General features: G+C 75.8%; 25 protein-coding genes. 9 read left to right on the forward strand and 16 right to left on the reverse strand.

Annotated features, from left to right (window positions below; translation table 11 throughout):
- Window positions 1–35 precede the first annotated feature (35 nt).
- Both sigK and FKM96_RS06860 read left to right on the forward strand, forming a co-directional pair.
- Window positions 36–611 carry an ECF RNA polymerase sigma factor SigK gene (sigK, locus tag FKM96_RS06855; RefSeq protein WP_147794607.1) on the forward strand — a complete coding sequence of 192 codons (576 nt, stop codon included), beginning with the start codon at window positions 36–38 and terminating at the stop codon, window positions 609–611.
- Window positions 608–1492, forward strand: a complete 885-nt coding sequence (locus FKM96_RS06860) for an anti-sigma factor (RefSeq protein WP_168216903.1) — start codon at window positions 608–610, stop codon at window positions 1490–1492. Before sigK ends, FKM96_RS06860 begins: the two co-directional genes overlap by 4 nt.
- 104 nt (window positions 1493–1596) lie before the next feature.
- Here the strand turns inward: FKM96_RS06860 and FKM96_RS06865 are convergent, their stop codons facing one another.
- From FKM96_RS06865 to FKM96_RS06875, 3 genes are read right to left on the reverse strand one after another with little or no spacing between them, the layout of a single operon-like run.
- Window positions 1597–2400 carry an ABC transporter ATP-binding protein gene (locus FKM96_RS06865; protein WP_147794609.1) on the reverse strand — a complete coding sequence of 268 codons (804 nt, stop codon included), beginning with the start codon at window positions 2398–2400 and terminating at the stop codon, window positions 1597–1599.
- Window positions 2394–3425, reverse strand: a complete 1032-nt coding sequence (locus FKM96_RS06870) for an iron chelate uptake ABC transporter family permease subunit (RefSeq protein WP_147794610.1) — start codon at window positions 3423–3425, stop codon at window positions 2394–2396. The genes FKM96_RS06865 and FKM96_RS06870 overlap by 7 nt, the downstream gene beginning before the upstream one ends.
- The gene (locus FKM96_RS06875) at window positions 3422–4471 is read right to left on the reverse strand and encodes an iron ABC transporter permease (RefSeq protein WP_210417384.1); all 1050 of its coding nucleotides are present in this window, start codon (window positions 4469–4471) and stop codon (window positions 3422–3424) included. The genes FKM96_RS06870 and FKM96_RS06875 overlap by 4 nt, the downstream gene beginning before the upstream one ends.
- A 104-nt stretch (window positions 4472–4575) precedes the next feature.
- Between FKM96_RS06875 and FKM96_RS06880 the strand changes: the two genes are divergently transcribed.
- A complete protein-coding gene (locus tag FKM96_RS06880; protein ID WP_210417385.1) occupies window positions 4576–5583 on the forward strand; it encodes an iron-siderophore ABC transporter substrate-binding protein in 1008 nt (335 codons plus the stop codon).
- A 40-nt stretch (window positions 5584–5623) separates the two neighbouring features.
- Here FKM96_RS06880 and FKM96_RS06885 read toward each other — a convergent pair whose 3' ends face one another.
- The 5 genes from FKM96_RS06885 to FKM96_RS06905 form a co-directional block, all read right to left on the reverse strand.
- Window positions 5624–6547 carry a phosphoribosylaminoimidazolesuccinocarboxamide synthase gene (locus tag FKM96_RS06885; RefSeq protein WP_147794611.1) on the reverse strand — a complete coding sequence of 308 codons (924 nt, stop codon included), beginning with the start codon at window positions 6545–6547 and terminating at the stop codon, window positions 5624–5626.
- Between the two features lie 50 nt (window positions 6548–6597).
- Complete coding sequence (locus tag FKM96_RS06890) at window positions 6598–6816, reverse strand: SCO4848 family membrane protein (protein WP_147794612.1); 219 nt, start codon at window positions 6814–6816, stop codon at window positions 6598–6600.
- 135 nt (window positions 6817–6951) lie between these two features.
- On the reverse strand, window positions 6952–8214 hold the full coding sequence (gene purD / locus FKM96_RS06895) for a phosphoribosylamine--glycine ligase (protein WP_147794613.1): 1263 nt from the start codon (window positions 8212–8214) through the stop codon (window positions 6952–6954).
- A gap of 101 nt (window positions 8215–8315) precedes the next feature.
- Window positions 8316–9602: an adenylosuccinate synthase gene (locus FKM96_RS06900; RefSeq protein ID WP_147794614.1), complete on the reverse strand. Its 1287-nt coding sequence runs from the start codon at window positions 9600–9602 to the stop codon at window positions 8316–8318.
- Window positions 9603–9788: 186 nt separating this feature from the next.
- Window positions 9789–10211: a DUF3151 domain-containing protein gene (locus tag FKM96_RS06905; RefSeq protein WP_147794615.1), complete on the reverse strand. Its 423-nt coding sequence runs from the start codon at window positions 10209–10211 to the stop codon at window positions 9789–9791.
- Between the two features lie 106 nt (window positions 10212–10317).
- On the opposite strand from FKM96_RS06905, the gene FKM96_RS06910 reads away from it, so the two are divergent.
- Window positions 10318–10692, forward strand: a complete 375-nt coding sequence (locus tag FKM96_RS06910) for an STAS domain-containing protein (RefSeq protein WP_147794616.1) — start codon at window positions 10318–10320, stop codon at window positions 10690–10692.
- A 27-nt stretch (window positions 10693–10719) separates the two neighbouring features.
- On the opposite strand, the gene FKM96_RS06915 is transcribed toward FKM96_RS06910, so the two are convergent.
- Window positions 10720–12930, reverse strand: a complete 2211-nt coding sequence (locus tag FKM96_RS06915; protein WP_246855240.1) for a SpoIIE family protein phosphatase — start codon at window positions 12928–12930, stop codon at window positions 10720–10722.
- A gap of 109 nt (window positions 12931–13039) precedes the next feature.
- Between FKM96_RS06915 and FKM96_RS06920 the strand changes: the two genes are divergently transcribed.
- Entirely contained in the window at window positions 13040–13456 is a 417-nt protein-coding gene (locus FKM96_RS06920; protein ID WP_371300503.1) for an STAS domain-containing protein, read from the forward strand.
- A gap of 99 nt (window positions 13457–13555) precedes the next feature.
- On the opposite strand, the gene fbaA is transcribed toward FKM96_RS06920, so the two are convergent.
- The 5 genes from fbaA to purT all read right to left on the reverse strand — a co-directional run bounded on the left by fbaA (window position 13556) and on the right by purT (window position 17594).
- Complete coding sequence (gene fbaA, locus FKM96_RS06925; protein ID WP_147794617.1) at window positions 13556–14578, reverse strand: class II fructose-bisphosphate aldolase; 1023 nt, start codon at window positions 14576–14578, stop codon at window positions 13556–13558.
- Window positions 14579–14684: 106 nt separating this feature from the next.
- A complete protein-coding gene (locus FKM96_RS06930; RefSeq protein WP_147794618.1) occupies window positions 14685–15002 on the reverse strand; it encodes a DUF1778 domain-containing protein in 318 nt (105 codons plus the stop codon).
- A gap of 58 nt (window positions 15003–15060) precedes the next feature.
- Complete coding sequence (locus FKM96_RS06935; protein ID WP_168216904.1) at window positions 15061–15573, reverse strand: GNAT family N-acetyltransferase; 513 nt, start codon at window positions 15571–15573, stop codon at window positions 15061–15063.
- A 123-nt stretch (window positions 15574–15696) separates the two neighbouring features.
- Window positions 15697–16374 (reverse strand): RNA methyltransferase, encoded by a 678-nt coding sequence (locus tag FKM96_RS06940; protein ID WP_147794620.1) that lies wholly within the window; start codon window positions 16372–16374, stop codon window positions 15697–15699.
- Window positions 16371–17594, reverse strand: coding sequence for a formate-dependent phosphoribosylglycinamide formyltransferase (purT, locus tag FKM96_RS06945; RefSeq protein ID WP_246855241.1), 1224 nt, complete (start codon window positions 17592–17594; stop codon window positions 16371–16373). Before purT ends, FKM96_RS06940 begins: the two co-directional genes overlap by 4 nt.
- Before the next feature lie 121 nt (window positions 17595–17715).
- On the opposite strand from purT, the gene FKM96_RS06950 reads away from it, so the two are divergent.
- Entirely contained in the window at window positions 17716–18474 is a 759-nt protein-coding gene (locus FKM96_RS06950) for a VTT domain-containing protein (protein WP_147794622.1), read from the forward strand.
- A gap of 32 nt (window positions 18475–18506) precedes the next feature.
- Window positions 18507–19295 (forward strand): HAD-IIA family hydrolase, encoded by a 789-nt coding sequence (locus tag FKM96_RS06955; protein WP_147796975.1) that lies wholly within the window; start codon window positions 18507–18509, stop codon window positions 19293–19295.
- A 99-nt stretch (window positions 19296–19394) separates the two neighbouring features.
- Here the strand turns inward: FKM96_RS06955 and pyrE are convergent, their stop codons facing one another.
- A complete protein-coding gene (pyrE, locus tag FKM96_RS06960; RefSeq protein ID WP_147794623.1) occupies window positions 19395–19973 on the reverse strand; it encodes an orotate phosphoribosyltransferase in 579 nt (192 codons plus the stop codon).
- Between the two features lie 31 nt (window positions 19974–20004).
- On the reverse strand, window positions 20005–20790 hold the full coding sequence (locus FKM96_RS06965) for an SDR family oxidoreductase (RefSeq protein WP_147794624.1): 786 nt from the start codon (window positions 20788–20790) through the stop codon (window positions 20005–20007).
- A 91-nt stretch (window positions 20791–20881) separates the two neighbouring features.
- On the opposite strand from FKM96_RS06965, the gene FKM96_RS06970 reads away from it, so the two are divergent.
- Together FKM96_RS06970 and FKM96_RS06975 are read left to right on the forward strand one after the other, a co-directional pair.
- On the forward strand, window positions 20882–21679 hold the full coding sequence (locus FKM96_RS06970) for an exodeoxyribonuclease III (RefSeq protein ID WP_147794625.1): 798 nt from the start codon (window positions 20882–20884) through the stop codon (window positions 21677–21679).
- Between the two features lie 86 nt (window positions 21680–21765).
- A complete protein-coding gene (locus FKM96_RS06975) occupies window positions 21766–22695 on the forward strand; it encodes a DUF4190 domain-containing protein (RefSeq protein WP_147794626.1) in 930 nt (309 codons plus the stop codon).
- The last annotated feature ends 1 nt before the right edge of the window (window position 22696 follow it).

Consider the following 22696-nt stretch of genomic DNA (forward strand, 5'->3'; position numbering starts at 1 on the left):
GGACCGGGGCGGGCACCGTGCGGCAGACTGCAGCGGTGCCCTCCCCCGGTTCCCCGCCCGCCGCCCACGCGACGGCCGACGAGGCCCTCGCCCGCGTCGCGGGCGGCGACCGCGACGCCTTCCCGACGCTGTACGACATGCTGTCCCCCGCCGTGCACGGCACGGCGCTCGCCGTGCTCCGCGACCCGGACCACGCGGCGGAGGTCACCCAGGAGGTCATGGTGGAGATCTGGCGCACGGCGTCCCGGTGGGACGCCCGGCGCGGCTCGGCGCGCGCGTGGGCGACCACGATGGCGCACCGCCGGGCCGTCGACCGCGTGCGCTCGGTGCAGGCCCAGCGCACGCGCGACCAGGCGGTGCTCGACGGCGACCGCCCGCGCGCCTTCGACGTCGTGGCCGAGCAGGCCGAGTCGAACCTCGAGGCCGAGCGCGTCCGGCACTGCCTCGGCGGCCTGACCGACACGCAGCGCGAGGCCGTCGTGCTCGCCTACTACGACGGGCGCACGTACCGCGAGGTCGCCGAGTCGCTGGAGGCCCCGCTGCCCACCGTCAAGAGCCGCATCCGTGACGGCCTCACCCGGCTGCGCGACTGCCTGGGGGTGGCCGCGTGACCACCCCCACCCCGCCGCGCCCCGGCGAGCGCCGGCCCGACGACGCCGCCACCCGCGAGCTGCTCGGCGCCTGGGCGCTCGACGCCCTCGACGACGCCGAGCGCGCCCGCGTCGACGACCTGGTCGCCCGCGACCCCGACGCCGCGCGCGAGGCCCGCTCGCTGCGCGAGACCGCGGCGGTGCTCGGCGAGGCCGTGGCCGTCGCCGCGCCCGACGCCGTGCGGCTCGCCGTGCTGGCGGAGGTCGAGCGCACGCGGCAGGAGGACGCCGCTGCGGCGTCGGTGCCGGAGTCCGAGCCGGTGCACCCGGCGGCGGCTCCGACGGCTCCGGCCCCCGCCGCGCCCGCCACGCCCCCCGCCCCGGGCGCGCCGCCCCGCTCCGCGCGCCCCGCGGGCACCCCCGCCAGGTCCACCCGGCCCGCCGGCCGCCGCGCCCGCCGTCGCTGGTCGACCGCCGTCGCCGCCCTGGCCGTGCTGGCCGCCGTCGCCGTGCCGTCGACCGTCGCCTGGCGCCAGGCCGAGCGCGCCGCCGAGGCCGAGGCCCGCGCCGACCGGATCACCGCCCTGCTCGCCGAGCCGGGCGCCCAGGTCGTCTCCGCGCCGGTGACGTCGGGCGGCACCGCCGTCGCGGTGGTCACGGCGGACGCCGCCCTGGTCACCGCCAGCGGGGTCGACGCCCCGGGCGCCGACGAGGTCTACCAGCTGTGGGTCATGCGGGACGGCGCGCCGGTCTCCGCGGGCACGACGGGCGTCACCGACGGCACGCTCCAGATCCGCACGGACGTGTACCGGACGGGCGACGCGCTCGCACTCACGGTGGAGCCGGAGGGCGGCTCGGAGCAGCCGACGAGCGAGCCCGTGGTGGTCCTGGCCCCGGCCTGACGCGCCCCACCGAGCGCCGAGATCGGTGCCTCGCGCCGAGATCGGTGCCTGCAACCACCGATCTCGAGCGGAAGCACCGATCTCGGCGGCCGGCGGCGCGCCGGTCAGTCCGCGGCGGTGTGCGCCGCGCCGCGCGGGATCACCAGCGGCGTGCCCGCGAGCGGGTCCGGGATCACCAGGCACGGCAGGCCGAACACCTCCTCGACGAGGTCGGCCGTCACCACCTCGGTCGGCCGGCCCTGCGCGACCACGGCGCCGTCCTTCATCACGACCAGGTGCGTCGCGTACCGGGCCGCGTGGTTGAGGTCGTGCAGCACGGCGACCAGCGTGGCGCCCTCGGCGTGCAGCCGCGCGAACAGGTCCATCAGCTCGATCTGGTGCGCGATGTCGAGGTACGTCGTCGGCTCGTCGAGCAGCAGGATGCCGGTCTCCTGGGCCAGGGCCATCGCCACCCAGACGCGCTGCCGCTGGCCGCCGGAGAGCTCGTCGACCGGCACGGCCGCCAGGTCGGTGACCCGGGTGGCGTCCATGGCGTCCGCCACGGCACGGCGGTCGGCGTCGGACTGCTGCCGGAACAGGTTCTGGTGCGGGTACCGGCCGCGCGCGACGAGCTCGCCGACGGTGATGCCCTCGGGCGCCAGCGCCGTCTGCGGCAGCAGGCCGACCCGGCGCGCGACCTCCTTGGTGGCCATCCGGTGGATCGACGACCCGTCGAGCACGACCTCGCCCGCCGCGGGACGCAGCAGCCGGGCCAGCGACCGCAGCAGGGTCGACTTCCCGCACGCGTTCGGGCCGACGACCACCGTGAACGAGTCGTCCGGGATCGCCAGGCTGAGGCCGGTCGACACCGTCCTGCGCTCGTAGCCGAGCGTCACCGCGTCGGCCCGCAGCCGTTCCTCGTTCACCATCGCCGCCGCGCCTCCTGCACGATCAGGGCCAGCAGGTACGCCCCGCCGAGCACCACGGTCACCACGCCCACCGGCAGCGCCGTGGGCAGCACGTGCTGCGCCAGCAGGTCCGCCGCGAGCAGCACCAGCGCGCCGGTCAGCGCGGAGGCCACGAGCGGCAGCCCGGCCGACCCGGCCAGCCGGCGCGCGATCTGCGGCGCGGCCAGCGCCACGAACGCGATCGGCCCCGCCGTCGCCGTCACGGTCGCGATCAGCGCGACGCCGAGCACCACCACCGCGAGCCGCGACGCCTCGACGCGCAGGCCGTGCGACCCGGCGGCGTCGTCGCCGAGCTCCAGCTGCCGCAGCGGCCCGCGCACGGCCCACACCAGCGGCGTGAGGACCGCGAGCACCGCGAGGGCCGGGAGCGCCTGCGACCAGCCGACCAGCGAGATCGACCCCGCGCCCCAGATCGAGGCCGCGAGCGCCACCTCCGTCTTCGCGCGCAGCAGCAGCCACACGTTCACGCCGTGCAGCATCCCGGTCACGCCGATGCCCACCACGATGAGCCGGAAGCCCTGCACGCCGTCCCGGTACGCCAGCAGGTAGACGACCAGCGCGGTCAGCAGCCCCGCGACCAGCGCCCCGGCCGAGACGCCGAGCGTGCCCGTGCCGAGCACCGTGGTCACGACGAGCACGCCCGTGTACGACCCGGTCGCGAACCCGATCACGTCCGGCGACCCGAGCGGGTTGCGGGTCAGCGACTGGAACAGCGCGCCGGACACCGCGAGCGCGGCGCCGAACACCAGCGCCACCAGGACCCGCGGCAGCCGCCACTGCGTCACGATCGTGCTGGCGAAGCCCTGGTCGGACACCAGCGCGCGGACGACCTCGGGGACGCCCAGCGGGTAGTCGCCGAGGCCGAGCGCCACGAGGGCGAGCAGCAGCGCGGCGACGGCGAGGCCGGCCACGGCGACGCGGGACCGGCGCCGCGGGTCGCGGACGTGCAGGCCCCCGGGCGTCGTCGCCACCCGCACGCCCGTCACAGCCCGGTCGCCTTCCGCCGCCGCACCAGCGCGATCAGCACCGGCGCGCCCACGAACGCCGTCACGACGCCCACCGGCAGCTCGCCCGGCCACAGCAGCACCCGCGCCGCCACGTCCGCGAGCAGCACCAGCACCGGCCCCGCGACGGCGGACAGCCCGAGGATCCACCGCTGGTCCGGGCCGACGAGCCACCGCACGATGTGCGGCACCATCAGCCCCACCAGCGTGATCGGGCCGGCCATCGCCGTCGCCCCGCCGGCCAGCAGCGTGATCGCGACGACCGCCAGCACCCGCGTCCGACCGACGGAGGCGCCCAGCGCCGTCGCCAGGTCCTCACCGAGCCCGAGCGTGTTCAACGCCCCGGCCACGAGCCCCGCGACCACCAGCCCGAGCAGCACGAACGGCAGCACCGGCAGGACCACGTCCCAGCCGCGCGCCTGGAACGACCCCGACTCCCAGGTCAGCAGCACGGCGAACCGCTCCTGGTCGGTCAGCCGCAGCGCGCCGACCACCCCGGTCAGCACCGCGCTCAGCGCCACCCCGGCCAGCGTCAGCTGGATCGGCCCGGCGTTCGACCGCCCCGCCGACCCGACCAGGTACACGACCACCGTCGCCAGCAGGGCGCCCCCGAACGCGAACCAGACGTACCCCGACGGCCGCGTGACCCCGAGGAGCACCACGCCCATCGCCACCGCGAACGCCGCGCCGCTGGTCACGCCGAGGAGGCCGGGGTCCGCGAGCGGGTTCCGGGTCAGCGCCTGCATGAGTCCCCCGGCCACCGCGAGCCCCGCGCCGACCAGCACCGCCAGGACGGTGCGCGGCAGCCGCAGCCCGACCACCGCCGCGTGGTCCGCCGCGGGCACGTCCCCGCCGGTGAGCGCGCCCCACACCGTCGACAGGCCCACGGGGCGCGACCCGACGGCGAGGCTGAGGGCCAGTGCGGCGACGAGCAGGACCAGGAGCAGCACGAGCGCGGTGCCGCGTCGGGCGGTCGTGGACGTCGTCGGGCGGACCGCCGCGGGGTGCGGGGCGCCGACGGCGCTCACCCGGGGTTCCCGCACATCATGAGGCTAGGCTAACCTTCCGAGGCATCCGCTCGTTCGTGACTCCGTTCCCGAAGTCCGCGGGCCCCCTCCACGAAAGGCCTTCGATGAAGTCCATGCGTGTCGCCGCCGTCGCGGCGGTCGCGGTCCTGGCCCTGAGCGCGTGCTCCGGCGCCGACGACTCCGCCGGCTCGGGCGAGACTACCGCCGCGGGCGGCTCGACCTCGGCGGGCGAGGGCACCTTCCCGGCCACGGTCGACACCAAGTTCGGCGAGGTCACCGTCGAGCAGCGGCCCGAGCGGATCGTCGCGCTCGGCTGGGGCGACGCCGAGACCGCGCTCTCCCTGGGCTACCAGCCCGTCGGCGCGTCCGACTGGCTGGCGTTCGGCGGCGACGGCGTGGGCCCGTGGGCCGAGGGCCAGTACGACGAGTCGCCCGAGATCATCGACACCCTCGAGCCGTCCTACGAGGCGATCGCCGCGCTCGAGCCCGACCTGATCCTCGACGTGAAGTCGTCCGGCGACCAGGACCGGTACGACCGGCTCTCCGAGATCGCCACCACCGTCGGCGTCCCCGAGGGCGGCGACACCTGGCTCACCACCGGGGAGGAGCAGCTCGAGCTGATCTCCACCGCCCTCGGCGTCCCGGAGAAGGGCGAGGAGCTCCAGGCCGGCCTGGACGACGCCTTCGAGCAGGCCCGGACCGACCACCCGGGGTGGGACGGCAAGACGTTCACCGCCGCGGCGCGCACCTCGGAGGGCTGGGGCGCGTACATCGAGGGCAGCGAGCGGGTGCAGTTCATGGAGAACCTCGGGTTCGAGCAGTCGCCGACCATCGCCGGGCTGCCCGTGTCCTCCTCCGGCTTCAGCGTCGACATCTCGTCCGAGCAGCTCGACCTGCTCGACGCCGACCTGATCGTCGCGTTCCCGATCTACCTCGACGCCTCCGAGATCACCGACGACCCCCAGTGGCAGGCGGTCCCGGCCGTCGCCGACGGCCGCGCGGTGATCCTCGGCAGCGAGCTGCAGTCCGCCTACTCGCTCGGCACGGTCGGCGCGCAGCAGTACGCGCTCGACAACCTGGTGCCGCTCATCGAGGACGCGCTCGGCTCCTGAGCCGGCCCGGCCCGACGCACGACCCCGGCGGGGGCGTCGCTCACACCGTGAGCGGCGTCCCCGTCAGCCGTTCGAAGGCCTCGAGGTAGCGGGCGCGGGTGCGGTCGACGACGTCCGCGGGCAGCGCCGGCGGCGCGCCGTCGGCCGCGCGGTCCCAGCCCGACTCCGCCGAGGCCAGCCAGTCGCGGACGAACTGCTTGTCGAAGCTCGGCTGCGACCGGCCGGGCTCCCAGCCGTCCGCCGGCCAGAACCGCGAGGAGTCCGGGGTGAGCACCTCGTCGCCGAGCGTCACGGCCCCCGTCGTCGGGTCGACGCCGAACTCCAGCTTGGTGTCCGCCAGGATCACCCCGCGCTCCCGCGCGATCCCCTCCGCCCGCGCGTAGACCGCCAGCGTGAGGTCGCGCAGCTCCTCCGCGCGCTCCCGGCCCAGCTGCCCGGCGACCACGTCCAGGCTGACGTTCTCGTCGTGCTCGCCGAGCTCCGCCTTGGTCGCGGGCGTGAAGATCGGCTCCGGCAGCCGCGAGCCGTCGACCAGGCCGGCGGGCAGCGGGATCCCGGTGACCTCGCCGGACGCCCGGTACTCCGCCAGGCCGGACCCGGTGAGGTAGCCGCGGGCCACGCACTCGACCGGGAACATCTGCAGCCGCCGGCACACCATGGCCCGGCCGAGCACCGCCTCCGGCACCGCCGGCGCCTCCGCCGACACCACGTGGTTCGGGACCAGGTCGGCGAGCTGGTCGAACCACCACAGGCTGAGCCGGGTCAGCACCACGCCCTTGCCCGGGATGCCGGGGCTCAGGACGTGGTCGAACGCGCTCACGCGGTCGCTCGCCGCCACCAGGACGACGTCGCCGTGCGCCTCGGCCACCGCGGCCCCGGCCTCCTGGGTGGTGTCCGGGACGTACAGGTCGCGGACCTTGCCGGAGTAGGTGTGCGTCCAGCCGGGCAGCGTGGGTGCGGTCATGGGGCCATCCTGCCGCAGCCGCGGGGATGGCCTGGCCGGGCGTCCGGGCGTCAGACCAGCGTGAGGACGCCGAGCAGCGCGACGGCGGCGCCCAGCAGCATCGACACGGTGATGAGCACCAGGTGCACGGTGAGGAACCGGGTGGGCCGGCCCTGCGCGTCCCGGGCCCGCGGGTCCTTCGCGATCCGCGCGCCGAACCGGGGCCAGACGATCAGGCTCCAGGCGCCGGCGACGACCAGGACGAGGGACCAGGCGAGGGGCAGCTCCATGCGGGCGAGTATGCCCCGGCCAGCCGGCCCCGCCCGCCGAGCGCGGTCGGTCCCGCCGAGCGCGGCAGCAGCACGTACCGCGGTCGACGGGAACCACCGCGCTCGGCGCCGCTGCCGGCGGGCGACGGCCCGGCCTCAGCCCTCCGCCGCCGCCCGGGCGATGTCGGAGCGGTGGTGGGAGCCGGCCAGCGCGATGCGGTCGACGCCGGCGTACGCCGTCGCGCGCGCCGCCGCCAGGTCCTCGCCCGTGCCGACGACCGAGAGCACCCGGCCGCCCGCCGACACGACCGCGCCGTCCGCGCCGGCGGCCGTGCCGGCGTGCAGCACGTCGACGCCGGGGACCGCCCCGGCCTCGTCCAGGCCCTCGATCACGTCCCCGGTCCGCGGGGACTCCGGGTAGCCGTGCGAGGCGACGACGACGGTCACCGCCGCCTCGTCGGTCCACTCCAGCGGAGGCAGGTCGCCGAGCCCGCCGGTCGCCGCGGCGAGCAGCACGCCCGCGAGCGGCGTCGCCAGCCGGGCCAGGACGACCTGGGTCTCCGGGTCGCCGAACCGGGCGTTGAACTCCACGACCCGGGTACCGCGGCTGGTCAGCGCGAGCCCGCAGTACAGGACGCCGACGAACGGCGTCCCGCGCCGGGCCATCTCGTCCACCGTCGGCCGGGCGACCTGGGCCACGACCTCGTCGACCAGCCCCTCCGGCGCCCACGGCAGCGGCGTGTACGCGCCCATGCCGCCGGTGTTCGGGCCCGTGTCCGCGTCGCCGACGCGCTTGAAGTCCTGCGCCGGCACGAGCGGGACGACGTGGGTGCCGTCCGACAGGACGAACAGCGAGACCTCGGGGCCGTCCAGGTAGTCCTCGACGACGACGCGGCCGCCCGGCTTGGCCAGGCAGGCGAGCGCGTGCTCGAGCGCGACGGACCGGTCCTCGGTGACGACCACGCCCTTGCCGGCGGCGAGGCCGTCGTCCTTCACGACGTACGGCGCGCCGAACGTGTCGAGCGCGGCCTCGGCGGCCGACGCCTCGGTGACGACGACCGGGTCGGCGGTCGGCACGCCGGCGGCGGCCATGACCTCCTTGGCGAACGCCTTCGAGCCCTCGAGCCGCGCGGCCTGCGCGCTCGGCCCGAACACCGGGACCCCCGCGGCGCGCACGGCGTCGGCGACCCCCGCGACGAGCGGCGCCTCGGGGCCGACGACGACCAGGTCGGCGCCCAGCGTCGTCGCGAGGTCGGCCACCGCGGCGCCGTCCAGCGGGTCGACCGCGTGCAGCGTCGCGAGCGCGCCGATCCCCGGGTTGCCGGGTGCGGCGTGCAGGTCGGTCACCTGCGGGTCGCGGGACAGGGCCAGGGTGAGGGCGTGCTCGCGGGCGCCGGCCCCGACGACGAGGATCTTCACGACGCCGACCCTACCGACCGGCCCCGCGCCCGCGGCGACGCGCGCCGCTCCGTGGACGCGGCGTGGCGCCGCCCGACCGGTCGGGCGGCGCCACGGCGGCCTCAGCCCAGCAGGTCGTGGATCGCGACGGTCGCCTCGCGGCCCGGGCCGACGCCGACCGCGGAGATCCGGGTGCCGCTGATCTCCTCGAGCCGCGCCAGGTACCGCTGCGCGTTCGCCGGCAGGTCCTCGAGCTCGCGGGCGCCGGAGATGTCCTCGGTCCAGCCGTCCAGGTACTCGTAGACGGGCTTCGCGTGGTGGTAGTCGCTCTGGTCGTCCGGCATCTCGTCGAACCGGCGGCCGTCCACGTCGTACGCCACGGCCACGGGGATCTTGTCCCGCCCGGTGAGCACGTCGAGCTTGGTGACGACCAGGTCCGTGAGGCCGTTGACCCGCGAGGAGTACCGGGCCACGACGGCGTCGTACCAGCCGGTGCGGCGGGGGCGGCCGGTGGTGGTGCCGAACTCGCCGCCGGTCTGCCGGAGCCACTCGCCGTCCTCGTCGAACAGCTCCGTCGGGTACGGGCCCTCGCCGACGCGGGTCGTGTAGGCCTTGGCCACGCCGACGACGCGGTCGATGCGGGTCGGGCCGATGCCGGAGCCGGTGCAGGCGCCGCCCGCGGTCGCCGACGACGACGTGACGAACGGGTAGGTGCCGTGGTCGATGTCGAGCATCGTGGCCTGGCCCGCCTCGAACACCAGCGTCTTGCCGGCGTCGAGGGCCTGGTTGAGCACGAGCGGGGTGTCCGCGACGTACGGGCGCAGCCGCTCCGCGTAGCCGAGCAGGTCCTCGACCGTCTCGTCGACCGTGATGGCCCGGCGGTTGTAGACCTTCACGAGCAGGTGGTTCTTCTGGTCGAGGGCGCCCTCGACCTTCTGCCGCAGGATGTTCTCGTCGAACAGGTCCTGGATGCGGATGCCGACCCGGTTGATCTTGTCCGCGTACGCGGGGCCGATGCCGCGGCCGGTCGTGCCGATCTTCCGCTTGCCGAGGAACCGCTCGGTGACCTTGTCGATCGTGCGGTGGTACGGCGCGATGACGTGCGCGGCGGAGGAGACGAGCAGCCGCTCGGCGGAGACCCCGCGGGCCTCCAGCGCGTCGATCTCCTCGAACAGGACCGCGATGTCGATGACGACGCCGTTGCCGATGACCGGCACGACGCCGGGCGACAGGATGCCCGACGGCAGCAGGTGCAGGGCGTACTTCTCGCCGTTCACGACCACGGTGTGCCCGGCGTTGTTGCCGCCGTTGAACTTCACCACGTAGTCGATCCGCGACCCGAGCTGGTCGGTCGCCTTGCCCTTGCCCTCGTCGCCCCACTGGGTCCCGAGCACCACGACGGCCGGCATGTGATCACCACTCCCACCCTGCCTCGCGGCGGCACCCGCAGCGGGGCCGAGCGGCGTGGCTCGGGCGCGGGAGGTCCGGGCACGGGGCGGCAGGCGACCCCAGTACCTCCGAAAGGCTACCGGAGCCGCGTGATCACCGTCCGGACGACGCCCGCACCCCCGGGTGCCGCCGCCGCCCGCGCGCGGTCAGCGCAGCCCCGCGACCTCCGCCGCGGAGGTGCCGGAGTCGACGAGGAACTGCGCGCACCGCGCGGCCTCCTCGTCCTCCTCGATGGCCTCGGCGGCCTCGGCGAGCGCGAGCAGCGCGCGCAGGAAGCCCTGGTTCGGCTCGTGGTCCGCCGGGATCGGGCCCTGGCCACGCCAGCCCGCGCGGCGCAGCGCGTCCAGCCCGCGGTGGTAGCCGGTGCGCGCGTAGGCGTAGGCCGCGACCGGGTCGCCCTCGTCCCGCAGGGCGCGCTCGGCGAGCAGCGCCCAGGCGAGCGACGAGGCGGGCGCGCGGCGCGCGGCGTCGCGCGGGTCGCCGCCGGCGGTCAGCACGGCGCGCGCGTCGGCGTCGGCCCCGTCCGGGAGGCGGGTGGGCTCGGGTCCGAGGAGGTTGGCTCCGGTCATGCCGCCCAGTGTGTCAGGGCGAGCCGTAGGGGGCCCCGGCATGCGGTGGCGTGCGGGACGTGGTTACAGTCGTCCAGCCCGCGCCCCCCTCGTCGAAGGTCCCCCCATGATCGAGATCGCCACCTCGGCCGCGACGACCACCCTCGTCATCGCCGGCGACCTCGACCTGGCCGAGCGCGACCAGTTCCCCGAGATCGCCGCCCGCGTGGTCGGCCTGCGGCGCCAGCTGCTCGTCATCGACATGTGCGGCGTGACGTTCATGGACTCGACGGGCGCCGCGTTCCTCATCTCGCTGGCCGACGCGAGCCGCAAGCGCGGCGGCGCGACCGTCCTGCGCGGCGCGGACCCGCGCGACCTGTTCGTGCTGGAGATCTGCGGCGCGCTCGAGCTGTTCCGGATCGACGCCGACCACCGGTGCGCCGCGGACGAGGCGGACGCCGGCCAGGGCCCCGTGACGCAGGACGCGTCCACCGGCGTCTGACGCCGCGCACGACCCCTGCCGGGCTCGTCAGACCCCGCCCCGCGGCCCCTCCAGCACCGACGGCTCCGTCGGCCGGACCCGCGCCCACACGACCTTGCCGCCGCGCGAGGGCCGCCAGCCCCAGTCGGCCAGCCGCTCGACGATCCGCATGCCGAACCCGCCGATCCGGCCCGGGTGCCCCTCGGTGGCCACGGGCGGGGTCGGGTTGGAGTCCTCGACCTCGATCCGCAGCCCCTCGCCGGTGTCGTGCAGGCGCAGCGTGACCCGGCCCCAGCCGTGCAGGACCGCGTTGGCGACCAGCTCGGAGACGACGAGCTCGGCGTTCGACGCGTCGCCGAGCTCCCAGGCGTGCGAGGTCCGGAGGACCGCGTGCCGGGCGCGCGCGATGGACCCGGGCTCGCTGGGCAGCTGCCAGCGCCGGCTGCGGACGTTGCCGCCGTGCCCGGAGGTGTCGGTCAGGTCCGGGATGCGCACGACGACGACCGCGACGTCGTCCTCGGGGCTGTCCGCGAGCCGGGCCAGCAGCTCCTCGCCGATGCCCGCCGCGTCGACGGCGGTCGCGCCCGCGGCCACCTCGCGCAGCGCGGTGAGGCCGTCGAGCAGGGCGCGGTCCCGGCGCTCGATGAGCCCGTCCGTGTAGAAGACCAGGACGTCGCCGGGCCGCAGGTCGTGCCGCGCCGTGCGCCGGTGCCCGTCCCCGAAGCCGATGAGAGGTCCGCCTGCCTCGTCGAGCAGCGTGACCGCGCCGTCCCGCACGAGCAGCGCGGGCAGGTGGCCGGCGCGGGAGTACTCCAGGTGCCAGCTCGGGCAGCCGCCGTCCTCGGCGTCGCGCCGGGTCAGCGTGGTGAGCACGAGACCCGCCGACCGCGGGATGCGCATGCCGCCCACGAGCTGGTCCACGCGCTCGAGCACGGGGCCGGGCTCGGTGACCTCGAAGGCGTAGGCCCGCACGACCGACCTGAGCTGGCCCATGGCCGCCGCGGCCTCGACGTCGTGGCCGACGACGTCGCCGATCACCACGCCGACGACGTCCTCGGTGATCTGCGCGACGTCGTACCAGTCGCCGCCCACCTGGGCGTAGACGACGTTCGGCGCGTAGTAGGACCAGACGTCCAGGCCCTCGACCTCGGCCTGCTCCGGGAGCATCGCCCGCTGCAGCGTCTCCGCCACCCGGTGCTCCCGGGCGTACAGCCGCACGTTCTCCATGGCGAGCCCGACCCGGCGCGCCGTGAGCGACAGGATGGTGCGGGTGCGCTCGTCGACGCCGCCGCGCGCGGGGGCGTCGTGCACGAGGTCCGGACCGACGGCGGCGCGCGGGACCACCGCGAGCAGGCCGAGCACGCGGTGCCGGCCGGGCAGCGGCAGCACCGCGACGTGCCCGGCGCCGACGCCGCCGGGCACCCGCGCGCGCAGGTCGGCCGCCAGCCACGCCGACGCGGTGCCCGGGGGGTGGGGGGCGTCGGTGTCCAGGTCGAGGACGAGGTGCGGCTCGCCCTCGCCGTCGAGCAGGCGCTGCACGGGGTCCTCCCCGGCGGGCCGGGCGCCGCGGCGCGCGACGAACGGCACGCCGGTGCCGCCCGGCCCGTGCCGGCGACCGGACGCACGCGGGGCCCGGGTGACGTCGACGCCGTCCGCGGCCTGCAGCCCGTCGTCGTCCACGTAGAACCCCGCCCAGCCGACCACCCGGAGCGCGAGCAGCTCGGCGATCGCGCGCAGGCCGTACGGGTCGTCGAGGTCCATCACCAGGTCGGAGACCGCGCCGATGAGCGCGAGGTCCTCGCTCTCCCGGCGCACGACCTCGACCTCCGCGGCGACGGCGGCGTCGCGGTGCACCTGGTCGGTCACGTCGACGAGCGCCGCCACCCAGTGCGTCGGGTCCTCGGCCCCCTCGGCGGTGACCGGGGTGACGACGGTGCGCGCCCAGAACCAGTCGCCGCCGGCGCGGCGCAGCCGGAGCAGCGCGGAGGTGGCGCGGCGGTCCAGGACGGCGTCCTGCAGCTGGTGCAGACCGGACGAGTCCTCCGCGGACAGCGCGATCAGGTCGACCGCAGGCCCGGCGACGTCGTCGAGCGTGAGGCCGGTCACCTCGGTGAAGGCGTGGTTGACCCAGACGACGGGCCAGCGGGGCGGCTCGGCGGCGACCACGAGGACCGGCATCCCGACGATCTGGCCCACCGCCCGCCCGATGGAGCCGACGGTCTCCGCGGCGCCGTCCCCGGGCGTGGAGTTGACCACCACCGCCTCCGATCGTCTAGCGTCTCCGACAGGTCCCGGTGCAGCAACCCGCCGGGACGGTGGCCATCACCGGCGCGGTCGTCCGACCGCCACCCGGACGGGAGGGAGCATCGTGCGCGACGGTAACAGCACACCCCCGGGCGGGCTCGCCGGGGACCAGGGCGCGGAAGCCGCGGCCGCCCCGACCGTACCCGGTCCCGGGGAGGCCGCCGGCGAGCCGGGCTCGGTGCACGTCATCCTGTCCCCCGACCGGACCACGATCGTCCTCTCCGGCGAGGTCGACGCGGATCTCGGCCCGGACCTGGCGCAGGCGACCACCGACGCCGAGCAGGCGGGTGTGCCGATCGAGGTCGACGCGCACCACGTGACGTTCATGGACTCGTCGGGCGTGGCGTTCCTCGCCCGCCTGGCCATGCGAACCCCGCACCGGGTCCGGCTGCTGCACGTGCCGCCGACGGTGCAGTTCCTGCTCGAGGTCACCCGGATCGGCGAGCTGCTCGACGTGGTCGAGGACGACCACCGGGACTGAGCACCGCCCTCCCGGCGCCCCCGCACGCACGAGGGCCCGGTCACCGTCGCGGTGACCGGGCCCTCGTCGCGTCGCCGGCCCCGGGGGCCGTCGGGCGGATCAGCGCAGGCGCTGGCCCGCCGAGCGCAGCTGCTGCGCGGCCTCGACGATGCGGGCGGCCATGCCGGCCTCGGCCAGCTTGCCCCAGGCGCGCGGGTCGTACGCCTTCTTGTTGCCGACCTCGCCGTCGATCTTCAGCACGCCGTCGTAGTTGCTGAACATGTGGCCGACCACGGGACGCGTGAACGCGTACTGGGTGTCGGTGTCGATGTTCATCTTGATGACGCCGTTGTCGACCGCCTCGGAGATCTCCGCGGCCGTGGAGCCCGAACCGCCGTGGAACACGAGGTCGAACGGGTTCTCCTTGCCGATCTCCGCGCCGACGGCCTTCTGGATGTCCGCGAGGATCGACGGGCGCAGCTTGACGGCACCCGGCTTGTACACGCCGTGCACGTTGCCGAAGGTCAGGGCCGTCAGGTAGCGGCCCTTCTCGCCGGCACCGAGGGCGCGGACCGTCGCCAGGCCGTCCTCGGAGGTGGTGTACAGCTTCTCGTTGATCTCGGCCTCGTGGCCGTCCTCCTCGCCGCCCACGACGCCGACCTCGATCTCGAGGATGGTGCGCGCGGCCTGCGACAGCTCGAGCAGCTCGGCCGCGATGACGAGGTTCTCGTCCAGCGGGATGTCGGAGCCGTCGAACATGTGCGACTGGAAGGTCGGGTTCTTGCCGGCCTTGACCTCCTCGGCCTCCAGGGCCAGGAGCGGACGGACCCAGGAGTCCAGGTTCTTCTTGACGCAGTGGTCCGTGTGCAGGGCGACCGTGATGCCGTAGCCCTTGGCGACCTCGGTGGCGTACGCGGCGAGCGCGCGGGTGCCCGAGACGCGGTCCTTGACCGTGGAGCCCGACGCGTACTCGGCGCCACCGACGGAGACCTGGAGGATGCCGTCCGACTCCGCCTCGGCGAAGCCCTGCAGCGCGGCGGTGATGGTCTGGGAGGACGTGATGTTCACGGCCGGGTAGGCGAACTTGCCCGCCTTCGCCCGGTCGATCATCTCGGCGTACACCTCGGGGGTGGCGATGGGCATCGCAGCAGCTCCAAAGAGAGTGGGGTTTCGCTTTCTCCCCAAGTCTGGCACGTCCTGCGCGCAGGCCGGGCGGGACGTCCTGCCCACGAGACGCCGGTCGTCGCCGTCAGACCCGGGTCGGACCCTCCCCGGAGGCCCGGGCGCGCAGCTCGCGCGCCTCGCGCAGGAGCGTGGCCAGCTCGGGCACCACGCGCGGGTCCTGGCCCAGTGCCTCGTCGAGCTGCGCGGCCTCCCGTGCGGTGAGGACCAGCGCCCCTTCCTCGACCAGGACAGCGCGCGCCCGCTCCATGGCCGCTCCGAGGACGAAGGACGAGACGTCCTGCTGCTGCGCTGCGGCCGCACGGCGGATCGTGTCGAGGGCGCGGGGCGCGATGCGCATGTTGAGCCGGGCGGTGCGATCTGCCGGCGGCGGTTCAGCGGGCACGGGACCTCTTCGTGGGCGGTAGGCGTACGTCCACTGTACGTACACGGACTGCACACGATCAACCGGGATCCACCTCGGCCACCGTCGCGCGCAGGTCGCGCGTCGTCAGGAAGAGCGACAGCGGCTGATCACGGAACCGCCGGAAGCCGCACGCGAGGTAGAACCGCGCGGCCGCCTCGTGCAGGGCGTGGACGACCACGACCTCGAAGCCGAGCGTCCGGGACACGCGCGCGATGCGCTCGAGGGCGTCGGCGACCAGGAGCCTGCCGATCCCCTGCCCCTGGTAGTCGGCGTCGACGGCCAGCCGGGCGATCAGCACCGCGGGGACGCGATACCGCTCCGCGCTGCCACCGCGCGAGAAGGCCGCGTCCGCGACGGTTTCGCACGCCCTCGCCGAGCAGTAGCCGGCGACCCGCCCTGCGTCGTCGTCCACGGCGAGCACGGTCCGGACGTTGTGCCGACGTTCCTGCTGCGACGCCTGCTCGCGGAACCAGAGGTCCAGGCCGGGCTCGCCGGACCAGAACGTGGTGCGACGGACGAGTGCGCGGTCGAAGCCGCGGATGACGATCACGGTCAGCCTCCTCGGGTCTGCTCGCCAGAGGGTCCCGTCGACCGGGACCGGAAGGGAACCGGCACGAGCCCCGCCTGGGGACCACGCTCGGCGCGTCCCGCGGCGCGCCGAGGACTCGGCCGGTCAGGCCGGCGGCGGTCCCGCGTGCCGGACCGCCCACGCGTGCATCGCGATCGCGGCCGCCGCGCCCGCGTTGATCGACCGCGTCGAACCGTACTGGTCGATGTGCAGCACCGCGTCCGCGCCGGCCCGCGCGGCGTCGGACAGCCCCGCGGACTCCTGGCCGAACAGCAGGACGCACGCCCGCGGCACCGGGTAGCCGTCGAGCGGCACGGACCCCGGCACGTTGTCGACGCCCAGCACCGGCAGCGGGCCGCCGTCCGGGCCCGCCGTCGCGGCCCACGCCAGCAGGTGCTCGACGTCCGGGTGGTGGTGGACGTGCAGGTAGCGGTCGGTGACCATCGCGCCACGGCGGTTCCACCGGCGCCGGCCGACCACGTGCACGCCCGCGGCGTTGAACGCGTTGGCGGTGCGGACCACCGAGCCGATGTTGAGGTCGTGCGCCCAGTTCTCGATGGCCACGTGGAACGGGTGCCGCCGGGTGTCCAGGTCGGCGACGACGGCCTCGACGGTCCAGTACCGGTAGCGGTCGGCGACGTTGCGGCGGTCGCCCTGCGCGAGCAGCTCCGGGTCGAGGCGCGGGTCGTCGGGCCAGGCGCCCGGGCCGCCGGGCCAGGGGCCGACGCCGACCTCCTCGGGGTCGCGGGGGTCGGCCGGGGCGCCGTCGCCGGGCGCGGTCACACCAGGTCCACGGTCAGGGCGGCCGCCGACTCCCGCGCCCGCTCCCGCGCCTGCTCCACGTCGGCGCCGCGGGCGACGGTCACCGCGACCCGCCGTCGGCCCGCGACGGACGGCTTGCCGAACAGCCGCACCTGCGCGGTCGGCACCGCGAGCGCCGCGTCGACCCCCGAGAACCGCGGCACGCCGTCGCCCTCGGCGAGGACGGCGCAGGAGGCGGCCGGCCCGAGCTCCAGGACCTCGCCCACGGGCAGCCCGAGCACGGCGCGGGCGTGCAGGGCGAACTCCGAGGAGTCCTGGGACGCGAGCGTGACGAGTCCGGTGTCGTGCGGGCGCGGCGACACCTCGGAGAACAGCACCCGGTCCCCGACGACGAACAGCTCGACGCCGAACAGGCCCCAGCCGCCGAGCGCGTCGGTCACCGCGGCGGCGACCCGCTGCGCCTCGGCGAGCGTGCCCGGCGGGAGCGGCGCGGGCTGCCAGGACTCCCGGTAGTCGCCGTCGACCTGCACGTGCCCGACCGGCGCGCAGAACGTGGTGCCGCCGGCGTGCCGGACGGTGAGCAGGGTGATCTCCGAGTCGAACCGCACGAAGCCCTCGACGATCACCCGCACCGCGGCACCGTCGTCGGCGGTGGCGCGGCCGCCGGACTGCGCGTACGCCCACGCCGCCTCGACGTCGGCCGCGGTCCGGACCACCGACTGCCCCTTGCCCGACGACGACATGACCGGCTTGACCACGCACGGCACGCCGACCTCGGACACCGCCGCGTGCAGGGCGGTCAGGTCGTCGACGAACCGGTACGGCGACGTGGGCAGGCCGAGCTCCTCCGCGGCGAGCCGCCGGATGCCCTCCCGGTCCATCGTCAGGACGGTGGCGCGCGCGGTCGGCACCACCCGGACCCCGGCGGCCTCGACCTCGGCGAGCACGTGCGTCGCGATGGCCTCGATCTCCGGGACCACGACGTGCGGGCGCTCGGCGTCGAGGACGGCCCGCAGCGCAGCCGGGTCGAGCATGTCGACGACGTGCGACCGGTGCGCCACCTGCATCGCGGGCGCGTCGGGGTACCGGTCGACGGCGACCACCTCGACGCCGAGGCGCTGGAGCTCGATCGCGACCTCCTTGCCGAGCTCGCCGGAGCCGAGCAGCAGCACGCGGGTCGCGCCAGGGCTGAGCGGGGTGCCGAGGACGCCGGGCTCGCCGGCCTGCGGGGAGGTCGTCACGGCGGCCATCCTGTCGCACCGCCGGCGCACCCGCCGCACCCCTCCCCCGCCCGCGGACCCCACACAGGACCTGCACGCCGGGCGCCCGGGGTCCCGGCCCCCGACCCGTACGCTGAGGCCCATGCCTGCGTCAGCCGCGCTCGTGTCGCTCGTCCCTGCCCTCGGCGCCCAGCCCGCGCTGCTGCCGGACTGGCTCGACGCGGAGCACCTCATCTCCTCGTTCGGCTCGTACGCGCTGATCGGGATCGTCGTCGTCGTGTTCATCGAGACGGGGCTGCTGTTCCCGCTGCTCCCCGGCGACTCGCTGCTGTTCACGGCGGGCGCGCTCGTCGCGCAGGAGGCGCTGGACTTCCCGCTGTGGCTGCTCTGCGTGCTGCTGTTCGCGGCGGCGTTCCTCGGCGACCAGGTGGCCTACTTCATCGGCAACAAGGTCGGGCCGCGGCTGTTCCGCCGGCCCGACTCGAAGATCTTCAAGCAGCAGTACATCGACCAGACCTACGCCTACTTCGACAAGTACGGCGGCCGGACGGTGATCCTGGCCCGGTTCGTGCCGATCGTGCGCACCTACGCCCCGGTCGCCGCGGGCGTCGGCGGCATGCGGTACCGGACGTTCGTGTCGTACAACGTCGTCGGCGCCCTGCTGTGGGGCGTCGGCGTCACGGTGCTCGGCTACCTGCTCGGCACGATCTCGTTCGTCCGGGACAACATCGAGGCGCTGGCGGTGCTGATCGTCCTCGTCTCGGTGATCCCGGTCGCGATCGAGCTGTGGCGCGGCCGCCGGGCGGCGAAGCGCGGCCAGGTCACCGCGGACGGCCGCGACGAGCGCTACGACGAGCCCGCCGAGCGCGCCGCCGTGGAGCGGAAGGCGTTCGACCAGTGACCGCCCGGCCGATCGCCTCCTGGCTGTCCGACATGGACGGCGTGCTCGTGCACGAGGGCGTGGCCCTGCCGGGCGCGCCGGAGTTCGTGCGGGCGCTGCGGGACGGCGACCACCCGTTCCTGGTGCTGACCAACAACTCGATCTTCACCCCGCGCGACCTGCGCGCCCGGCTCGCGGCCTCCGGCATCGACCTGGCCGAGGAGTCGCTGTGGACGTCGGCGCTGGCGACGGCGCAGTTCCTCACCGACCAGGAGCCCGGCGGCTCGGCCTACGTCATCGGCGAGGCCGGCCTGACGACCGCCCTGTACGAGGCGGGCTACACGCTGACCTCGGCGGACCCGGACTTCGTGGTGCTGGGTGAGACCCGGACGTACTCGTTCGAGGCGATCACCCGCGCGATCCGGCTGATCCAGGGCGGGGCGCGGTTCATCGCGACGAACCCGGACGTCACCGGGCCGAGCCAGGAGGGCGACCTGCCCGCCACCGGCGCGGTCGCGGCGATGATCACCGCGGCGACGGGCCGGCAGCCGTACTTCGTCGGCAAGCCGAACCCGATGATGATCCGGTCCGCGCTCAACCGGATCGACGCGCACTCCGAGACGACCGCGATGATCGGCGACCGGATGGACACGGACGTCGTCGCCGGGATCGAGGCCGGCCTGCGGACGTTCCTGGTGCTGACCGGGTCGACCCGGACCGAGGACCTGGTGCGCTACCCGTTCCGCCCGACCCAGGTCCTCGACTCGGTGGCGGACCTGGTGGACCGGGTGCCGGAGTGGGCGGAGTCGTACCCGGGCGCCACGGCGGCCCCGGAGGCCTGAGCCCGGACGGCTGGTTCCCACCCGGTTCTCGCGCTGTCCCCTGATCGATCGGGGGACAGCGCGAGGATCCGCAGGGGATGGGGCCCCGCGCCGGCGCGGTCAGGCCAGGCCGAGGTCCGCCAGGTCGAACAGGAAGTGGTACGGCACGCCCAGGGCCTCGATCTTCTCCCGCGCCCCCGTGGCCCGGTCGACGATCACGGCCACGCCGCGGACGTCCGCGCCCGCCTCGCGCGCGGCCTCGACCGCGGCGATCGGCGACGCCCCGGTGGTCGAGGTGTCCTCGAGGACGACGACGGGGCGGCCCGCGATGTCCGGGCCCTCGATGCGGCGCTGCATGCCGTGCGCCTTGGCCTCCTTGCGGACGACGAACGCGTCGAGGTCCTGACCGCGGGACGCCGCGGCGTGCAGCAGCGCGGTGGCCACCGGGTCGGCGCCGAGCGTCAGGCCGCCCACGGCCTCGACGTCCGCCGTGCCCAGGCCGACCTCCTCCAGCCGGTCGAGCAGCACGTGCCCGATCAGCGGCGCCGCGCGGTGGTGCAGGGTCACCCGGCGCAGGTCGACGTAGTAGTCGGCCTCGCGGCCGGAGGACAGCGTGACCCGGCCGCGCACGACGGCCAGCTCGACGATGAGGTCGCGGAGCTGCTCGCGGGGCGTCGGGGAGAGGGAGGAGGTCGTCACGGCCGCCAGCGTAGCGAGGCGGCGCGGCGGCTCAGGCCTCCCGGTCCCCCGGGGCGCGGTCCGGGCGGCGGGTCGACAGCGCGCGGAGCGCGGAGCGCGGCAGCACCCGCAGGGCGCCGGACGCGACCCGGTACCGCAGGCTCGGGGTGGACAGGACCGCCCCGCGCCGGACGTCCGCGAGCGCCGTCGCCACGACCCGGTCGGCGGACAGCCAGGCCAGCTCGGGGTACGCCTGCTCGGCACGCAGCCCGGCGCGCTCGTGGAACTCGGTGTGCGTGAGGCCCGGCGACACCACCGTGGCCGTCACGCCCGTGCCGGCCAGCTCGGCCGCGAGGCCCTCCGTGAAGGTGCGCACCCACGCCTTGTGCGCGGAGTACGTGCCGGACGTCATCAGGGCCGCGACCGAGCCGACGTTGAGGACCGCGCCGCGCCCCCGCTCGACCATGGCGCCGGCGGCCGCGTGCGACAGCACGAGCACCGCGCGGACCATCAGGGCGAGCGCCGCCTCCTGCTGCGCCAGGTCGCTGCCGACGAACCGCTGGCCGAGCCCGATGCCCGCGTTGTTCACCAGGAGCCCGACGGGGCGCTCGGCGGCCCGCAGCCGCTCGGCGACCCGCTCCAGGTCGTCGCGGTCGGTCAGGTCCGCCCGCAGCACCTCGGCGTGCACCCCGGCCGCGGCGCGGAGCTGGGCGGCGAGGCGCTCGAGCCGCTCGCCGTCGCGGGCGACGAGGACGACGTCGTGCCGGGCGGTGGCGAGCTGCCAGGCGAACTCGAGCCCCAGGCCGGAGCTGGCGCCCGTGATCAGTGCGGTTCCCATGCCGCCACCCTACGGTCGCGGACCCCCGGTCGCCCGGGTCCGCCGGGCGGCGGTTCCGCGGGTGTCGGGACCGGCCGGTAGCGTGCCGGTCATGCGCCTCGCCACCTGGAACGTGAACTCCGTCCGCACCCGCGTCGACCGCGTGATCGCCTTCCTCGAGCGGTCCGGCACGGACGTGCTGGCGATGCAGGAGACCAAGTGCAAGGACGAGCAGTTCCCGCGCGAGGCCTTCGAGGCCGCGGGCTACGAGGTCGTCACGAGCGGCTTCAGCCAGTGGAACGGGGTCGCGATCGCGTCCCGGGTCGGGATCCACGACGTCGAGCACGCGTTCGCCGGCCAGCCCGGGTGGGGCGAGGACCCGGTGACCGAGGCCCGCGCGCTGGGCGCGAGCTGCGGCGGCGTCCGGGTGTGGAGCCTGTACATCCCGAACGGCCGCGAGGTCGGGGACCCGCACTTCGACTACAAGCTGCGCTGGCTCGAGGCGCTGCAGCAGGAGTCGCGCCGCTGGATCGAGGAGGACCCGGCGCTGCCGGTCGCCCTGGTCGGGGACTGGAACGTGGCCCCGCTGGACACCGACGTGTGGGACATCGGCGTGTTCGCCGGCCGCACCCACGTGACCCCGGCGGAGCGCGACGCGTTCCAGGCGTTCGGCGCCGGCGGCTACACCGAGGTGTCCCGGGTGCACGTCCCCGCCGAGCACACGTACACCTACTGGGACTACCAGCAGCTGCGGTTCCCGCGGAACGAGGGCATGCGGATCGACTTCACCTGGGCCTCGCCCGCGCTCGCGCCGCGGGTCACCGGCGCGTCGATCGAGCGGGTCGAGCGCAAGGGCAAGGCGCCGTCGGACCACGTGCCGGTGGTGCTCGACATCGCCGACGCGGCCTGACGGCCCGCGGGGTGGGCGCACGCCCGTCCGGGGGAACCGGGCGGACGGGCGGTCGGCGCGGCGGGCGAGCCCGCTAGGTTCGGCGCATGTCGACCCCCGAGCCGGGTCCGCCGGCCTGGCCGGGCACGGCGCCGTCCGCACCCCCGTACGCGCCGCTGCCGCCCTACGCCGGGCCCGGTGCGCCGCTCGCTCCGCCCGTCGCGCCGCCGGCCGCCTGGCCGCCGGCGCCGCCGGTCGCCTGGCCGCCGGCGCCGCCGGTCGCCCCGCCCGCCCCGCCGGTCGCCTGGGGCGCTCCCCCGCCCGCGCCCGGCACGGACGGCCTGGCCGTGGCGGCCTTAGTCCTCGCCCTCGCGTCGTTCGCCACGAGCCTGCTCACCGCGCCCGTCGGCCTCGGGCTCGGCATCGCCGCGCAGCGCCGGGTCCGTCGCTCGGGCGCCGAGGGTCGTGGCCTCGCGATCGCGGCCACCTGGATCGGCGGCGTGCTGACCGCCGCGCTCGTCGTCGGCCTGGGCTTCGTGGTCGCGCTGGGCATCGCCTCGACCGCGTCCACCGCGTCGTCCGCGGGCTCCTGGCCGGCGCCGGGCGACCCCGCCGGCGCGTCGGGTGAGCAGACCACGCTGCCGTGGTTCGAGCTGGCGCACGACCTCGTCCCCGGCGACTGCCTCGCGACCGCGCCGGAGACCTACGACATGTCGGACGCCGGTGTCGTGGACTGCGCCTCCGGGCACGCGACGGAGGTCCTCGAGCAGCTGTCCATGGCGGAGCCGGTCCGCGCCGACGTGGCCGAGCCGGACGCCGCGTACACCGCGCTGCTCGACCGGTGCGCCGCGGTGGCGGAGCGCCTGGTCGGTTCGACCGCGCTGCCGGCGGAGTCGTGGGCGGACGTGTACTTCGTGCACCCCGACCAGTGGGCCGCCGGCGACCGGTGGGCCTACTGCGTGCTGTCGACCGAGCCGGCGGGCACGGGCTCGGTGCTCGCCGGGACGTTCGCGGCCGGGTCCGCGGCGGAGGTCTGAC

Source organism: Cellulomonas sp. Y8 (assembly GCF_008033115.1).
Classification (GTDB): domain Bacteria; phylum Actinomycetota; class Actinomycetes; order Actinomycetales; family Cellulomonadaceae; genus Cellulomonas.

Bases quoted from the DNA above. Each gene is read 5' to 3' on its own strand.
- FKM96_RS06910 (WP_147794616.1), top strand. From the start codon at position 10,318: ATGATCGAGATCGCCACCTCGGCCGCGACGACCACCCTCGTCATCGCC.
- FKM96_RS06890 (WP_147794612.1), bottom strand. From the start codon at position 6,816: ATGGAGCTGCCCCTCGCCTGGTCCCTCGTCCTGGTCGTCGCCGGCGCC.
- FKM96_RS06865 (WP_147794609.1), bottom strand. From the start codon at position 2,400: ATGGTGAACGAGGAACGGCTGCGGGCCGACGCGGTGACGCTCGGCTAC.
- FKM96_RS06905 (WP_147794615.1), bottom strand. From the start codon at position 10,211: ATGACCGGAGCCAACCTCCTCGGACCCGAGCCCACCCGCCTCCCGGAC.
- FKM96_RS06885 (WP_147794611.1), bottom strand. From the start codon at position 6,547: ATGACCGCACCCACGCTGCCCGGCTGGACGCACACCTACTCCGGCAAG.
- FKM96_RS06955 (WP_147796975.1), top strand. From the start codon at position 18,507: ATGGACGGCGTGCTCGTGCACGAGGGCGTGGCCCTGCCGGGCGCGCCG.
- FKM96_RS06965 (WP_147794624.1), bottom strand. From the start codon at position 20,790: ATGGGAACCGCACTGATCACGGGCGCCAGCTCCGGCCTGGGGCTCGAG.
- FKM96_RS06900 (WP_147794614.1), bottom strand. From the start codon at position 9,602: ATGCCGGCCGTCGTGGTGCTCGGGACCCAGTGGGGCGACGAGGGCAAG.
- FKM96_RS06880 (WP_210417385.1), top strand. From the start codon at position 4,576: ATGAAGTCCATGCGTGTCGCCGCCGTCGCGGCGGTCGCGGTCCTGGCC.
- fbaA (WP_147794617.1), bottom strand. From the start codon at position 14,578: ATGCCCATCGCCACCCCCGAGGTGTACGCCGAGATGATCGACCGGGCG.
- FKM96_RS06950 (WP_147794622.1), top strand. From the start codon at position 17,716: ATGCCTGCGTCAGCCGCGCTCGTGTCGCTCGTCCCTGCCCTCGGCGCC.
- FKM96_RS06970 (WP_147794625.1), top strand. From the start codon at position 20,882: ATGCGCCTCGCCACCTGGAACGTGAACTCCGTCCGCACCCGCGTCGAC.
- FKM96_RS06975 (WP_147794626.1), top strand. From the start codon at position 21,766: ATGTCGACCCCCGAGCCGGGTCCGCCGGCCTGGCCGGGCACGGCGCCG.